13 protein-coding genes and 2 tRNA genes are annotated in these 14,156 nt (G+C 71.7%); 3 read left to right on the top strand and 12 right to left on the bottom strand.

What is annotated here, in order from left to right:
* Nucleotides 1-134: 134 nt before the first annotated feature.
* The 3 genes from ACFXGA_RS24105 to leuC form a co-directional block, all read right to left on the bottom strand.
* The gene (locus ACFXGA_RS24105) at nt 135-842 is read right to left on the bottom strand and encodes an HU family DNA-binding protein (RefSeq protein WP_378091288.1); all 708 of its coding nucleotides are present in this window, start codon (nt 840-842) and stop codon (nt 135-137) included.
* A 208-nt stretch (nt 843-1,050) separates the two neighbouring features.
* Nucleotides 1,051-1,653 carry a 3-isopropylmalate dehydratase small subunit gene (gene leuD, locus ACFXGA_RS24100; protein ID WP_378091286.1) on the bottom strand — a complete coding sequence of 201 codons (603 nt, stop codon included), beginning with the start codon at nt 1,651-1,653 and terminating at the stop codon, nt 1,051-1,053.
* Nucleotides 1,654-1,668: 15 nt separating this feature from the next.
* Nucleotides 1,669-3,072 (bottom strand): 3-isopropylmalate dehydratase large subunit, encoded by a 1,404-nt coding sequence (gene leuC, locus ACFXGA_RS24095; protein WP_378091284.1) that lies wholly within the window; start codon nt 3,070-3,072, stop codon nt 1,669-1,671.
* 71 nt (nt 3,073-3,143) lie between these two features.
* Here leuC and ACFXGA_RS24090 point away from each other — a divergent pair, with 71 nt between their 5' ends.
* Nucleotides 3,144-3,845 carry an IclR family transcriptional regulator gene (locus tag ACFXGA_RS24090; protein WP_053723084.1) on the top strand — a complete coding sequence of 234 codons (702 nt, stop codon included), beginning with the start codon at nt 3,144-3,146 and terminating at the stop codon, nt 3,843-3,845.
* Between the two features lie 289 nt (nt 3,846-4,134).
* Here the strand turns inward: ACFXGA_RS24090 and ACFXGA_RS24085 are convergent.
* From ACFXGA_RS24085 to gltX, 4 genes are all read right to left on the bottom strand, one after another.
* Nucleotides 4,135-4,207: transfer RNA gene (locus tag ACFXGA_RS24085), tRNA-Glu, on the bottom strand.
* Between the two features lie 73 nt (nt 4,208-4,280).
* Nucleotides 4,281-4,352: transfer RNA gene (locus ACFXGA_RS24080), tRNA-Gln, on the bottom strand.
* 100 nt (nt 4,353-4,452) lie between these two features.
* Complete coding sequence (locus ACFXGA_RS24075) at nt 4,453-5,190, bottom strand: HAD family hydrolase (RefSeq protein WP_378091282.1); 738 nt, start codon at nt 5,188-5,190, stop codon at nt 4,453-4,455.
* Nucleotides 5,191-5,294: 104 nt separating this feature from the next.
* Nucleotides 5,295-6,785 (bottom strand): glutamate--tRNA ligase, encoded by a 1,491-nt coding sequence (gene gltX / locus ACFXGA_RS24070; RefSeq protein ID WP_378091280.1) that lies wholly within the window; start codon nt 6,783-6,785, stop codon nt 5,295-5,297.
* Between the two features lie 90 nt (nt 6,786-6,875).
* Here gltX and ACFXGA_RS24065 point away from each other — a divergent pair, with 90 nt between their 5' ends.
* On the top strand, nt 6,876-8,123 hold the full coding sequence (locus ACFXGA_RS24065; RefSeq protein ID WP_378091278.1) for an FAD-dependent oxidoreductase: 1,248 nt from the start codon (nt 6,876-6,878) through the stop codon (nt 8,121-8,123).
* A 4-nt stretch (nt 8,124-8,127) separates the two neighbouring features.
* On the opposite strand, the gene ACFXGA_RS24060 is transcribed toward ACFXGA_RS24065, so the two are convergent.
* Nucleotides 8,128-8,898: a fumarylacetoacetate hydrolase family protein gene (locus ACFXGA_RS24060; protein WP_378091276.1), complete on the bottom strand. Its 771-nt coding sequence runs from the start codon at nt 8,896-8,898 to the stop codon at nt 8,128-8,130.
* 57 nt (nt 8,899-8,955) lie between these two features.
* Between ACFXGA_RS24060 and ACFXGA_RS24055 the strand changes: the two genes are divergently transcribed.
* The gene (locus ACFXGA_RS24055; protein WP_378091274.1) at nt 8,956-9,588 is read left to right on the top strand and encodes a S1 family peptidase; all 633 of its coding nucleotides are present in this window, start codon (nt 8,956-8,958) and stop codon (nt 9,586-9,588) included.
* Here the strand turns inward: ACFXGA_RS24055 and cimA are convergent.
* From cimA to ACFXGA_RS24035, 4 genes are all read right to left on the bottom strand, one after another.
* A complete protein-coding gene (cimA, locus tag ACFXGA_RS24050) occupies nt 9,569-11,164 on the bottom strand; it encodes a citramalate synthase (RefSeq protein ID WP_378091272.1) in 1,596 nt (531 codons plus the stop codon). The two genes, ACFXGA_RS24055 and cimA, sit on opposite strands and share 20 nt — an antisense overlap.
* 189 nt (nt 11,165-11,353) lie before the next feature.
* On the bottom strand, nt 11,354-12,334 hold the full coding sequence (locus ACFXGA_RS24045) for an ABC transporter substrate-binding protein (RefSeq protein ID WP_378091270.1): 981 nt from the start codon (nt 12,332-12,334) through the stop codon (nt 11,354-11,356).
* Nucleotides 12,331-13,083: an ABC transporter ATP-binding protein gene (locus tag ACFXGA_RS24040; RefSeq protein ID WP_378091268.1), complete on the bottom strand. Its 753-nt coding sequence runs from the start codon at nt 13,081-13,083 to the stop codon at nt 12,331-12,333. The genes ACFXGA_RS24045 and ACFXGA_RS24040 overlap by 4 nt, the downstream gene beginning before the upstream one ends.
* On the bottom strand, nt 13,083-14,156 hold the full coding sequence (locus tag ACFXGA_RS24035; RefSeq protein ID WP_378091266.1) for a FecCD family ABC transporter permease: 1,074 nt from the start codon (nt 14,154-14,156) through the stop codon (nt 13,083-13,085). The genes ACFXGA_RS24040 and ACFXGA_RS24035 overlap by 1 nt, the downstream gene beginning before the upstream one ends.

The following is a 14,156-nucleotide window of genomic DNA, read 5'->3' as shown; positions in this document are numbered from 1 at the left end:
GACAGGCGGGTTGTGGGGGTAGCACACGGGCGTTGGGGTGGTGGGGGGCGGCTGACGCCCTCCGGGCCGGGTGGGCGTCCGCACCGGGCCCTGAGCGGGTGTTGCAGCCTGGCCGGTGATCAACCGGCCGGGGTTCACTTCTTCTTGGCCGGGGCCTTCTTCGCCGCCGCGGGCTTCGCCGCCGCGGACGTCGTGGCCTTCGCCGCGGCGGCCGTGGTGGCCTTCGCCGTCGTGGCCTTCGGCGTGGTCGCCTTCTTCGCCGCCGCGGGCTTCGCCGCGGTCGCCTTGGCCGCGGTCGACTTCGCGGCGGTGGCCTTGGTCGCGGCGCTCTTGGCGGGCGCGGCCTTGGTGGCGGTGGCGGCGGGCTTCGCGGCCGCGGCGGTCCGGCGGGTCGCCGGGGCCTTGGTGGCTGCCGCGGCGGCACGCGTCGCGGTACCGGTGCTGCGCGTGGCACGCGCAGTCGTGGTGCGCGCGGTGGTGCCGCGGGTCGCCGGCGCCTTCGTCCCGGCGGCCGGCTTCGCCGCCGCGGCCGCGGCGGGCTTGGCGGCCGTGACGCGCGGCAACTTCTTCGTGCCGCTGATGACGTCCTTGAACGTCGAACCCGCGCGGAACGCGGGAACGTTGGTCTTCTTGACCTTCACGGTCTCACCGGTGCGCGGGTTGCGAGCGGTGCGGGCCGCACGGGCACGCTTCTCGAAGACACCGAAGCCGGTGATGTTGACCTTCTCGCCCTTGTGGACGCTGCGGACGATGACGTCGACGATGCCGTCGACGGCGGCAGCGGCGTTCTTCTTGTCGCCAAGGCGCTCGGCGAGCGCCTCGATGAGCTGGGCCTTGTTCACCTTCAGTCCCTCCCAGGACGCTCACGGCCCTAGTCGGGCCGACTGATTGCCCACGGTAAGCCCATATGCGGGGAAATACCAATCGCCACGCCAGATTTTCCGTTGTGGCGTGGGCAATTACGACCTGTCGAGGGAACCCCGGCGGCCCCGGGAGGCGGCGAAGGGGTCGGATTCCCGCTGTTCGGAGGGGAATCCGACCCCTTCGGAGTCACCTCGCGGGCAGCGGATCGGTCGTCGGCAACCAACCCTGCCTGCGCTGCTCGAACTCGGCGATGTCATCGGCGTGCCGCAGGGTCAGGGCGATGTCGTCCAATCCCTCCAGCAGCCGCCAGCGGGTGTACTCGTCGATGGTGAAGGGCGCGGTGAAGTCCTTCGCCACAACCGTGTTCGCGGTGAGGTCGACGGTCACCTCGGTGCCCGGCTCGTTCTCCAGGAGCTTCCACAGCAATTCGACATCGGACTGCTCGCACTGGGCCGCCACGAGCCCCTGCTTGCCGGCGTTGCCCCGGAAGATGTCGGCGAACCGGGAGGAGATGACCACCCGGAAGCCGTAATCCATGAGCGCCCAGACGGCGTGCTCGCGGGACGACCCCGTGCCGAAGTCGGGCCCGGCGACCAGCACGCTGCCGGCCCGGAACGGTTCCTGGTTGAGCACGAACTGCTCGTCGCCGCGCCAGGCGGCGAACAGGCCGTCCTCGAAGCCCGTGCGGGTCACGCGCTTGAGGTAGACGGCCGGGATGATCTGGTCGGTGTCCACGTTGGACCTGCGCAGCGGAACGCCGACCCCGGTGTGCGTGGTGAACGCTTCCATGTTCGTAGAACTCCCTCAGACCAGGTCGGCGGGCGACGACAGGGTGCCCCGCACGGCGGTGGCGGCGGCCACGAGTGGCGAAACCAGGTGGGTGCGGCCACCCTTGCCCTGCCTGCCCTCGAAGTTTCGGTTGGAGGTCGACGCGCTGCGCTCGCCCGGCTTGAGCTGGTCCGGGTTCATGCCCAGGCACATGGAGCACCCGGCCTGGCGCCACTCCGCGCCCGCCGCCAGGAACACCTCGTGCAGCCCCTCGGACTCGGCCTGCGCGCGCACCCGCATGGAGCCGGGCACGACGAGCATCCGGACGCCGTCGGCCACCTTGTGGCCGCGCAGGACGTCCGCGGCGGCCCGCAGGTCCTCGATGCGGCCGTTGGTGCACGACCCGAGGAACACGGTGTCGACGTGGATGTCGCGCAGCGGGGTGCCCGGCTCCAGCCCCATGTAGGCCAGCGCCTTCTCGGCGGCCACGCGCTCGTTCTCGTCGACGATGGTCTCCGGGTCGGGCACCGCGGCGCCCAGCGGCAGGCCCTGGCCCGGGTTGGTGCCCCAGGTGACGAACGGGGTCAGCTCGTCGGCGTCGAGGCGGACCTCGGCGTCGAACTCGGCGTCGTCGTCGGTGCGCAGGGTCTTCCAGTACTCGACGGCCGCGTCCCAGTCCGCGCCGGACGGGGCGTGCGGGCGGCCCTTGATGTAGTCGAAGGTGGTCTGGTCCGGCGCGATCATGCCCGCGCGGGCCCCCGCCTCGATCGACATGTTGCACACGGTCATGCGGGCTTCCATGGACAGCGCCTCGATCGCGCTGCCCCGGTACTCCAGGACGTAGCCCTGGCCGCCGCCGGTGCCGATCTTCGCGATCACCGCGAGGATGATGTCCTTCGCCGTGACGCCGGGCTTCAGCTCGCCGTCCACGGTGATGGCCATGGTCTTGAACGGCCGCAGGGGCAGCGTCTGGGTGGCCATCACGTGCTCCACCTCCGACGTGCCGATGCCGAACGCCAGCGCGCCGAACGCGCCGTGCGTGGACGTGTGGCTGTCACCGCAGACCACGGTCATGCCCGGCTGGGTCAGGCCCAGCTGCGGTCCCACGACGTGCACGATGCCCTGCTCCGCGTCGCCCATCGGGTGCAGCCGCACGCCGAACTCGGCGCAGTTCTTGCGCAGCGTCTCCACCTGCGTGCGCGAGACCGGGTCGGCGATGGGCAGCTCGATGTCGACCGTCGGGACGTTGTGGTCCTCGGTGGCGATGGTGAGGTCCGGTCGGCGGATCCGGCGACCCGCCAGGCGCAGGCCGTCGAACGCCTGCGGGCTGGTCACTTCGTGCAGCAGGTGGAGGTCGATGTAGAGCAGGTCCGGCTCCGCGCCACTGCCGTGGCGCACGACGTGTGCTTCCCACACCTTCTCCGCGAGCGTGCGGCTCATCGCAACTCTCCCAAGATCTGGACAGTCGATAGATCTGGACTTCCCAGACAGTGGGAAGTTAGTATCGGCTTGTGGGACAGCATAGCGGGATCGGCGTGTTGGACAAGGCAGTGGCTGTCTTGAACGCCGTCGCAAAGGATCCGTGTGGGCTCGCCGAGTTGTGCAACCGGACGGGCTTGCCGAGGGCTACCGCGCACCGGTTGGCGGTCGGGCTCGAGGTGCACCGGTTGCTGCGACGGGGTTCCGACGGCCGGTGGCGCCCCGGCGCGGCGCTGGCGGAGCTGGCGGGCGGGGCCACCGACCCGTTGCTCGACGCGGCGTCCTCGGTGCTGCCGAGGTTGCGCGACATCACGGGCGAGAGCGTCCAGTTGTACCGGCGGGACGGGATGCAGCGGATCTGCGTCTCCTCCGCGGAACCGCCGAGTGGTTTGCGCGACACCGTGCCGATCGGCGCGCGATTGCCGATGACGGCCGGCTCGGGCGCGAAAGTGCTCGCGGCGTGGGCGGATCCCGGAACCCAGCGTTCCGTTCTCGCGGACGCGGTTTACGGCGAACGCACATTGTTGGAAGTGCGCCGCCGCGGTTGGGCGCAGTCCGTGGCGGAACGGGAACCGGGTGTCGCTTCCGTTTCCGCGCCGGTTCGCGACAGCACGGGCTCGGTCGTCGCCGCGGTCTCCGTTTCGGGTCCGATCGACCGCATGGGCCGCCGTCCGGGCGCGCGCTGGGCCGCCGACCTCCTGGCCGCCGCCGAAGCCCTCCAGTCGCGCCTCTGACCCCTCAGGCCCGGGCCGATCCGCACGCCGCAGTGCCCTCCGACCACGCCCCGACCAGCCTGACCAGCCCGCCCTCGCCCACCTCACCCCGGCGAGGGCGGGCTACCGGCATCTCACCCCACCTGCACCGTGACCAACGCAGGGGGCACCACCCACCGCCGGACTCCGTCCGGCCGGCCGGGGGTGCAGGGGGCGAAGCCCTCCTGCCCGGGGTCCGGGGGTCGGACCCCCGGTGTGAATGCGAAAGATCCCCGTTTCGCGTCAGCGAAACAGGGATCTCCCTGATCTGTAGCCCCGATGGGATTCGAACCCACGCTACCGCCTTGAGAGGGCGGCGTCCTAGGCCGCTAGACGACGGGGCCAGGAACTTTCTTATTCACTTTGCTGTCCTGCGGTGCTCGGCTAGTCTAGCACACTTATTTTCTAGCCTTGCAGCTGGGGTACCAGGACTCGAACCTAGACTAACTGAACCAGAATCAGTCGTGCTGCCAATTACACCATACCCCATTGGTTTCCCGGCCCGACTCCCCCGGTCTTGCTCGAGGGGGCCTCTCCGTTCCGCCGGGAGGAATACTAGACCACGGGCCCGGCGGAACGGAAATCGGGGTCACGCCGAGGCGGTCGACAGCTCGCAGACGAGGAGTTCCGGCAGCTCAGCGAGGCTGCTGATGCTGGAGATGCCGGCGGGCAGCGCCCCCTCGCGCGGGCCCTGGCGGTTCAGCCACACGCCCTTCATGCCGGCGTCCCGGGCGCCGATGGCGTCGGCGTGCAGGCGGTCGCCGATGTGCACCGTGTCACTCAGCTCCACGCCCAGGTCGGCACAGGCGGTGTCGAAGATCACCCGGTCCGGTTTCGCGGCACCGACCTCGCCCGCGATGAGGACCGTGTCGAAGTACTGGGCCAGCCCGAGGGAGGCGATCTTCACCCGTTGGTGCCGCCCCGAGGCGTTGCTCACGGCCGCCATGGGCAGACCGGTCGCGCGCAGCCACTCCAGGCACGGCACGACGTCGGGGAACAGCCGCCAGCCGGACGCCAGGACCTCCTGCCGGTGCAGTTCCCGGCGGGTCGCCTCCTCCTGGTCCAACTCCTCGCCCAGGGCCGCGAAGAACGCGCGGGTCCGGATGTTCCGCATCGTCTCGTACTCGAGCTCGCCGGCGAGGAGGCGTTCGCAGTGCTCGTCAGTGATGCGCTGCCACAGCGGCCAGGCGTCGGCGTTGCCGACCATCGCGGCCAAGGCGGCCCGGGACGAGGTGCTGTAGTCGACCAGGGTGTCGTCGACGTCGAGGCACACGGCCCGGATCTCGCCGGTTCTCCGAGGGGTGAAAGTCGGGGCTGCGGTTGTCACCCCGTGAGGCTAGGTGCGCTCACCCCTCGTCCGACTCGACCAGAGAGGTGATATCTGGCGATTCTTGCACGGTCAAGCACCCCTGAACCGCCCGAACGACGGAGTCAGATTGCCCCGAGCGCGCGGCGCAATCGCCCGATCGAGCGACTCCGGCCCAGTAGTTCCATGGATTCGTACAGTGGCGGCGAGACGGTACGGCCCGTCACGGCGACCCGCACCGGCGCGTACGCCTGGCGCGGTTTGAGCCCCAATCCGTCCACAAGGGACGCCTTCAGCGCCTCCTCGACGGCGGCGGCCGTCCACTCGGGAAGCGGCTCCAGGGCGGCGACGGCCGCCTCCAGCACGGGTCGGGCGCCCTCGCCCAGCGCCTTGGCCGCGGCGTCCTCCTCGGGCGCGAAGTCCTCCTCCGCGACGAACAGGAACCGCACCATCCCGGACGCTTCGGACAACACGACCAGCCGCTCCTGCACGAGCGGCGCGACGCCCGCCAGCAGCGCCACCTGCTCCCCGCTCGGCTCGGGCGGCAGCACGCCGTCCTTGACCAGGTGCGGCAGCACGCGGCTGACGAACTCCTCGACCGGCAGCGCGCGCAGGTGCGTGGCGTTGATCGCCTCGGCCTTCCTGAGGTCGAAGCGGGCCGGGTTGGCGCTCACCTTCTCCAGCTCGAACGCCTCGACCAGCTCGGCGACCGAGAAGACGTCGCGGTCGTCGGCGATCGACCAGCCGAGCAGGGCGAGGTAGTTCAGCAGGCCCTCGGGCAGGAAGCCGCGGTCGCGGTAGAGGAACAGGTTCGACTGCGGGTCGCGCTTGGAGAGCTTCTTGTTGCCCTCGCCCACCACGTACGGCAGGTGGCCGAACCGGGGCGTGGACGTGGTGACGCCGATCCGGGTCAACGCCCGGTACAGCGCGATCTGGCGCGGGGTGGACGGGAGCAGGTCCTCGCCGCGCAGCACGTGCGTGATGCCCATGAGGGCGTCGTCCACGGGGTTCACGAACGGGTACAGCGGGTCGCCGTTGGCGCGCACGAGCACCGGGTCGGGCGTGCTGCCCGCCTTGAACGTGATCTCGCCGCGCACCAGGTCCACCCACGTGATGTCCTCGTCGGGCATCCTCAGGCGCAGCACCGGCTCGCGGCCCTCGGCGCGCAACGCGGCCTTCCGCTCCTCGGTGAGGTCGCGGTCGTGGCCGTCGTAGCCGAGCTTGGGGTCCTGCCCGGCGGCCTTGCGGCGCGCCTCGATCTCCTCGGCCGTGGAGAACGACTCGTACAGCTCGCCCGCCTCGAACAGGCGCTTGGCGATGTCGTCGTAGATGTCGCGCCGTTGGCTCTGCCGGTACGGCGCGTGCGGCCCGCCGACCTCGGGGCCCTCGTCCCAGTCCAGGCCGAGCCAGCGCATGGCCTCCAGCAGCGAGAGGTACGACTCCTCCGAGTCGCGGGCCGCGTCGGTGTCCTCGATCCGGAACACCACCGCGCCGCCGGTGTGGCGGGCGTACGCCCAGTTGAACAGGGCGGTGCGGATGAGCCCGACGTGGGGCGTCCCGGTCGGCGACGGGCTGAAGCGGACGCGGACCCCGGAAGTTGCTCCTGATGCGCTCATGACCCGTTCAGAGTATCCGGCTTGACCGGCGTCGCGCCCGGGCGCATCCTGAACTTATTCAACTGGTGTTGAAAACAGGAGGGGTGGGTCATGGAGAGGACGGGCGTCGTGGTCGTGGGGGGCGGCCCGGCCGGCATGGTGGCCGGGTTGGTGCTGGCCAGGGCCGGTGTCGAGGTGACCGTGCTGGAGAAGCACGGCGACTTCCTGCGGGACTTCCGGGGTGACACGGTGCACGCGTCGACGCTGACGCTGCTGGACGAGCTGGGGCTCGGGCCGTCGTTCGCGGAGGTGCCGCACCAGCTCGTGGACCGGGTGCAGGTCCTGCTCGACAGCGGGCCGCAGCCGGTGGCGGACCTGTCCCGCCTGCCGGGGCGGCACAAGCACATCGCGATGGTGCCGCAGTGGGACTTCCTGGACCTGCTGGCCGACGCGGGCAAGCGGGAGCCGACGTTCGAGCTGCGGATGAACACCGAGTTCACCGGGCTGCTCCGGGAGGGCGGCAGGGTGACGGGCGTCCGCTACCGCACGGCCGACGGCGGGACCGGCGAGCTGGCGGCCGACCTCGTCATCGCGGCCGACGGACGTCGTTCGCTGGTGCGGGAGCAGGCGGGGCTGCCGGTGCGGGCGTTCGGCGTGCCGATGGACGTCTGGTGGTTCCGGCTGCCGCGCCACGAGGGCGAGCTGACCGGCGCGACCGGCCGGTTCGGGTCGAGCGACGGGCTGGTGCTGATCAACCGCGGCGACTACTTCCAGTGCGCGTACCTGATCCGCAAGGGCACCGACGAGCTGCTGCGGTCGGAGGGGGTGGTCGCGTTCCGGCGGCGGATGGCGCGGCTCGTGCCGTGGCTGGCGGAGCGGCTGGAGACGATCTCCTCGCTGGACGACGTGAAGCTGCTGGACGTCAAGCTCGACCGGTTGCGGCGCTGGCACCTCGACGGCCTGCTGTGCATCGGCGACGCGGCGCACGCCATGTCGCCCATCGGCGGCGTGGGCATCAACCTGGCCGTGCAGGACGCCGTGGCCGCCGCGGCGCTGGTGGCCGGGCCGCTGCGGCGCGGCGAGCTGACCACGGAGGTGCTGGCCAAGGTGCGGCGCCGGCGGTGGCTGCCGACCGCGGTGACGCAGGCCGTGCAGCGGCGGGTGCAGGACTCGTTCCTCAAGCCGACGCTGGCGGGCACGTCCGGCGTGGCGCGGGGGCGGGTGCCGCTGCCGATCCGGCTGATGCGGCGGTTCCCCCGGCTGCAGGTCGTGCCCGCCTACCTGGTGGCGATCGGGCTGCGGCCGGAGCACGCGCCGGAGTTCGCCCGGCGCGCGCCCGAGCGCATCGAACGCGCCTGACGCGTCAGCGGTTCGCGACCGTGTTCGTCAGCGTGCCCAGGCCCTCGACGGTCACCGAGACGGTCTGCCCGGCGGTCAGCGGGCCGACGCCCGCCGGGGTGCCGGTGAGGATCACGTCCAGCGGCCGCAGGGTCATCACCGAGGAGATGTACTCGATCAGCTCGGGGATGCCGTGCACGAGCAGCGAGGTCCGCGAGTCCTGCTTGACCTCGCCGTCCACCTCGGTGCGGATGGCCACGTCGGAGGCGTCGAACTCGGTCTCGACCCACGGCCCGAGCGGGCAGAACGTGTCGAAGCCCTTGGACCGCGTCCACTGCCCGTCGGCCTGCTGCAGGTCACGGGCGGTGACGTCGTTCGCGATCGTGTAGCCGAGGATCGACTGCCGGGCGCGGGCGGCGGGGATGTCGCGGCCGCCGACGCCGACGACGACCGCCAGCTCGCCCTCGAAGTCCACCCGCTGGGACACGGCGGGCAGCTTGATGTCCGCGTTCGGCCCGATCACCGCGGTGTTGGGCTTGAGGAAGATCAGCGGCTCGGCGGGCACCTCGTTGCCCAGCTCGGCGGCGTGGTCGGCGTAGTTGCGGCCGACGGCGACGATCTTGGGCGGCAGGAACGGCGCGAGCAGGCGGACGTCGGCCAGCGGCCAGCGGCGGCCGGTGAACGTCGGGTTGGCGAAGGGGTCGTCGGCGATCTCGACGGCGGTCAGGTCGTCGCCGTCGCCTTCGATCGCGGCGAAGGCGAGGCCGTCGGGTTGGGCGATACGGGCAATGCGCACGGAGTTCACCCTAACCGGCGGCTTGCGCCCGCACCGCGCGTGCCTAGCGTCGGGAGGATGCGAACCCTGCTGCTCGTCCTCACCCTGCTCGTCGCCACGGCCGCGCCGGCCGTGGCGACCACCGCACCGGCCGCGGCGGCGACCCCGCTGGAGGCCGGCACACTCCTCTCCACGTGGAACAACCCGCGGTGCGTCAACGGCTTCAACGTCCGCGGCCACCTCCTCGTGTCCCCGTCCTGCGGGGTGGTCGGCACCATCGTCCGCGGACCCGGCGGCGTGGACATCGGCCCGATCGTGGCCGTCCGGTCCGCCTACGCGGTCGTCCGGATCACCAACACCGACGCCTGGGTCCAGCGGCCGACCATCGCGGGCCGCGGCGTCGTCACCGGCTCGACCGAGACGCCGGTCGGCGGGGTGGTCTGCACGGTGGGCAGCACCATCGGTCTGCGGTGCGGCACCGTGCAGGCGAAGAACGTGACCGTGAACTACCCGACCGGGGTCATCCACGGGCTGACGCGCACGAACCTGTGCACCGAGCCCGGCGAGCACTGGTCACCGGTCTTCACCGGCTCCCAGGCCCAGGGGCACGTGCTGGGCGGCACCGGCAACTGCGCCACGGGCGGCTCGTCCTTCTTCACCCCGATCAACCACATCCTCGCCGCCGAGGGGTTCACGCTGGTGACGGGCTGACCCGCAGCGCCTTGTGCACCAGCGCGTCGCACAGGGCGAGCCAACTGGCCTCGACGATGTTGCCGTGCACGCCCACGGTGGTCCACTCGCGCTCGCCGTCGGTGGACTCCACGAGCACGCGGGTGACGGCGTCGGTGCCGTGCTGGTCGGTGAGGATGCGCACCTTGTAGTCGTTCAGCTGCACCGCGTCCAACCAGGACAGGTGCGGCAGGAGCGCCTTGCGCAACGCGGCGTCCAGCGCGTGCACCGGGCCGTTGCCCTCGGCGGTGGCGATGACCCGCTCGCCGGCGACGTGCACCTTCACCGTGGCCTCGGACACGATCGCGCCGTCCTGGTGGTGGTCGAGCACCACGCGGTAGGACTCCAGGGTGAACGGCGGCGCGCCGAGGTCGGCCACCTCCGCGCGGAGGAGCAGTTCCAGCGAGGCGTCGGCGGCCTCGAACGACCAGCCGCCCGCCTCCAGGTCCTTGACCTTGCGCACCACGTTGGTGAGGGCGTCGGGCCGGCGGGTCAGGTCGATCCCGAGCTCACGTCCCTTGAGCTCGAGACTGGCCCGACCCGCCATCTCGGTGACCAGCACCCGCATGTCGTTGCCGACGGTGTCCGGGTCGATGTGGTTGTACAGCTCCGGATCCACCTTGATCGCGCTCGCGTGCAGCCCCGCCTTGTGGGCGAAGGCCGACGACCCGACGTAGGCCTGGTGGGTGTCGGGTGCGATGTTCGCGATCTCGGCCAGCGCATGGGAGACCCGGGTCAGCTCGGCCAGCGATTCGGCGGGTAGCACCGGCAGGCCGAGCTTGGTCACGAGGTTCCCGACGACGGCGAACAGGTCCGCGTTGCCCGCCCGCTCGCCGTAGCCGTTGGCGGTGCACTGCACGTGGGTCGCCCCCGCCTGCACCGCGGCGATGGTGTTGGCCACCGCGCAGGACGTGTCGTCCTGGCAGTGGATGCCGACGCGGAAGCCCGTGCGGGCGATCACGTCGGCGACGGTCTCGGACAGGCCCAGCGGGAGCTGTCCGCCGTTGGTGTCGCACAGCACGACGACGTCCGCGCCACCCTCCACAGCGGACTCCAGCACGCGCAGCGCGGTGTCCGGGTCGAAGGCGAAGCCGTCGAAGAAGTGCTCGGCGTCGAGGAAGACCCGGCGGCCCTCGCCGACCAGGTGGGCGACGGTGTCGCGGACCATCGCGCAGTTCTCCGCCACGTCCGTGCGCAGGGCCCGCTCGATGTGCCGGCGGTCCGACTTGGCGACCAGCGTGACGACCGGCGTCTGCGCCTCCAGCAGGGCCCTGACCTGCGCGTCCTCGTGCACCTTGACGCCCGCTTTGCGGGTGGAGCCGAACGCGACGAGCTGCGCGTGCTTGAGCGTCAGCTCGCCCGCGGCGGCCCGCGCGAAGAACTCGGTGTCCTTCGGCATCGCGCCCGGCCAGCCACCCTCGATGAACCCCACGCCCAGCGAGTCGAGCAGCCGGGCGACGGCCAGCTTGTCGTTGACCGAGTAGGAGATGCCCTCGCGCTGGGCACCGTCCCGCAGGGTCGTGTCGAAGACGTGGAATGAATCGCCGAGGGGGGTCACGAGGAGGCTCCTGGAGTCTGGTGAAAACAAAAAGACCCCCCGCGGGATGCGAGAGGTCGGCGCGCCGGGTGCTTCGAGGCAGCACTTACCCGGCGCGCTGGGAAATAATGATCACGGTGTGGAGAGCCACGTGGCCGATGGTGCCACAACCCGTCCGCGGATACCAAGCCACGGACGGGTCATCCCACACTATGGGTGGAAGCTATCGGCCAAGAACCTCGCGAACGCCTCGATGGCGGCGGGGTTGCGCGGGCTCTCCACCAGTGCCGCGTAGGGCAGCGCGAAGTACCGCCGGTGCTTGATCGCGGGCACGTCGGCGAGCGGCGGGTAGGACTGGAGGAACGCCTGCTTCTCGTCCGGTGTGGTCGCCTCGCCGTCGGCGTAGTCGTTGATCAGCACCACGTCCGGCGCGCGGTCCACGACGGCCTCCCACCCGACCGTGGTCCAACTGTCGTCCAGGTCGCCGAAGATGTTCTCGCCGCCCGCCCTGCCGATGATGTCGTGCGGCGCGGCGTTGCGGCCGGAGGTGAACGGCTGGTCGAGGCCGCTGTCGTAGAGGAACACCTTCGGGCGGACGCCCTCGACCAACCGCTCCGCGTTCGCCACCTGCTCGCGGTAGCCGGCGACGAGCCGCTCGGCGCGGTCCTCCACGCCGAAGATGCGGCCGAGGTTGCGCAGGTCGGTGTAGAGCGCGTCCAGCGGCGGCATGATGCCGCGCTGCCGGCCCACGCCGTTGCGGCACGCCTCGGTGAGCTGGTAGGTGGCGATGCCGAGGTCGCGCAGCGCGTCCGGGGTGAAGCCGGTCGACTCGGAGAAGCCGTAGTTCCAGCCCGCGAACACGAAGTCGGCCTTCGCGCCCTGGACGAGTTCCTTGGTGATCTGCTCGCCGAGGTGCGGCACGCGCTCGAAGTCCGCCTTCCAGGGCGACGACGCGACGTCGGCGGTGTGGCTGCGGCCGATCACGTACCCGGCCATCCGGTCGCCCAGGCCCAGCGCGAACATCAGTTCGGCGATGCCGGTGTCGTTGGTGACCACACGGGACGGTCGCGCGTACGAGACCTCCCGGCCGCAGTTGGTGACGGTGACCGCGTCGGCGGCCGCCGTCGGCGCGATGCGGGCGCCGCAGCCCGTGGTCAGGACCGCCAGGGCGAGCGCGACGAGCTTCTTCACCGGTTGACCTCCGTGTGTTCGAACAGCAGTTGCGGCACGCCGCTCGTGGGGTGGCGGACGACGTGGGCGCGCACGTGGAACACGTCGCGCAGCAGGTCCGGGGTGAGCACGTCCGCCGGCGTGCCGCTGCGCACCACCCGGCCGCGGTCGAGCACGTGCAGGCGGTCGCAGTGGGCGGCGGCGAGGTTCAGGTCGTGCAGCACCGCGAGGACGGTCACGCCCAGGCCCCGGACCAGCGACAGCACCGCGAGCTGGTGGTGGATGTCGAGGTGGTTGGTGGGCTCGTCGAGCACGAGCACGTCCGGTTCCTGGGCGAGCGCGCGGGCGATCAGGACGCGCTGGCGCTCGCCGCCGGACAGGCTCAGGAAGCCCCGGTCGGCGAGGTGCGCGGCGTCCACTCGGGACAGTGACTCGGCCACCACCTCCTCGTCCCGGCGCGGGGTGGTCCGGTGCGGCAGGCGTCCCATCGCGACGACTTCGGTGACGGTGAAGTCGAACTCGACGTGGCTGTCCTGGGTGAGCGCGGCGAGGTGCCGGGCGGTGTCGCGGACCTTGGTCGCGGCGACGTCCACGCCGCCCAGGCGGACCACTCCCCCGGACGGCGCGAGGGCCCGGTACACGCAGCGCAGCGTGGTGGACTTGCCGCTGCCGTTGGGGCCGACGATGCCGTGCACCTCGCGGTCGGGCGCGTGCAGGTCGATGCCGTGCAGGATGCCGTCGACGGCGAGCCGTTCGAGCCGGACGTCCATCAGCGACCGCCGAACACGTAGCCGCGGCGGCGCATCAGCAGGATGAAGCACGGCACGCCGAGCGCGGCGGTGATGACGCCCAGCGGCAGCTCCTCCGGCGCGGCGAGCAGGCGGGCGGCGACGTCCACCCAGATGAGGAAGCACGCGCCGGCCAGGGGCGCCACGGCGAGCACCCTGCGGTGGTCCGCGCCGACGACGAGGCGGACCACGTGCGGCAGCATGAGCCCGACGAAGCCGACCGCGCCGCTGACCGCGACGAGCACACCCGTCATCGCGGCCGTGACCAGGAACAACGCCTTGCGGGTCCGGGTGACGTCGATGCCGAGGGTGGTCGCGGTCTCGTCGCCGACGGACAGGGCGTTGAGGTGCCGGGCGCGGGTGCGGAGGTAGGCGACGCCGGCCAGCACGACGGCGGCGGCGACCGGCAGGGACGTCCACGTGACGCCGCCGAGGCTGCCGAGCAGCCAGAACATCGCGGCCCGTGCCGCCTCGCCGCGGGGTGAGCGGAACACCAGCAGCATGGCGACGGCGGAGAAGCCGTAGGCCATCGCGGTGCCGGTGAGCACCAGGCGCAGCGGCGTGAGGCCGCGGCCCGCGACCACGTAGACCAGGGCCATCGCGGCCAGGGCGGCCAGGAACGCGGCGGTCGACAGCGCGTAGACGCCGAGCGAGGCGAACAGGCCCGTGGTGGCGACGGCGGTCGCGCCCACGCTCGCGCCGGAGGAGATGCCGAGCACGTACGGGTCGGCGAGGGCGTTGCGGACCATGGCCTGGATCGCCACGCCGACCGCGGCCAGGCCCGCGCCGACGACGGCGGCGAGCAGGACGCGGGGCAGGCGGATGTCCCAGACGATCCGGTAGGGGCCGGCTTCGGCGGCGTCGATCGTGCCGCCGGTGAGGGCGGCGGCGAGGAAGCGCAGGACGTCGCCGAAGGGGATGCCCACCGGGCCGAGCGCGACGCCGCACACGACCGAGGCGGCGAGGGCGGCGGCGAGGGCCAGGCACAGGCCCGCGGTGGGTGGGCGGCGCGGTGTGGCGCGGTCGGCCGAGCGCCGAGTGCTCGTGGAGGTCAC

Origin of the sequence: Actinosynnema sp. NPDC059335 (assembly GCF_042752395.1) — a bacterium.
Lineage (GTDB): Bacteria > Actinomycetota > Actinomycetes > Mycobacteriales > Pseudonocardiaceae > Actinosynnema.
This window is presented reverse-complemented; position numbering and strand designations above follow the sequence as displayed.

Excerpts from the sequence above, each read along its gene's own strand:
- leuD (WP_378091286.1), bottom strand. The coding sequence starts at position 1,653 with ATGGAAGCGTTCACCACGCACACCGGGGTCGGCGTTCCGCTGCGCAGG.
- leuC (WP_378091284.1), bottom strand. The coding sequence starts at position 3,072 with ATGAGCCGCACGCTCGCGGAGAAGGTGTGGGAAGCACACGTCGTGCGC.
- gltX (WP_378091280.1), bottom strand. The coding sequence starts at position 6,785 with ATGAGCGCATCAGGAGCAACTTCCGGGGTCCGCGTCCGCTTCAGCCCG.
- ACFXGA_RS24065 (WP_378091278.1), top strand. The coding sequence starts at position 6,876 with ATGGAGAGGACGGGCGTCGTGGTCGTGGGGGGCGGCCCGGCCGGCATG.
- ACFXGA_RS24055 (WP_378091274.1), top strand. The coding sequence starts at position 8,956 with ATGCGAACCCTGCTGCTCGTCCTCACCCTGCTCGTCGCCACGGCCGCG.
- ACFXGA_RS24040 (WP_378091268.1), bottom strand. The coding sequence starts at position 13,083 with ATGGACGTCCGGCTCGAACGGCTCGCCGTCGACGGCATCCTGCACGGC.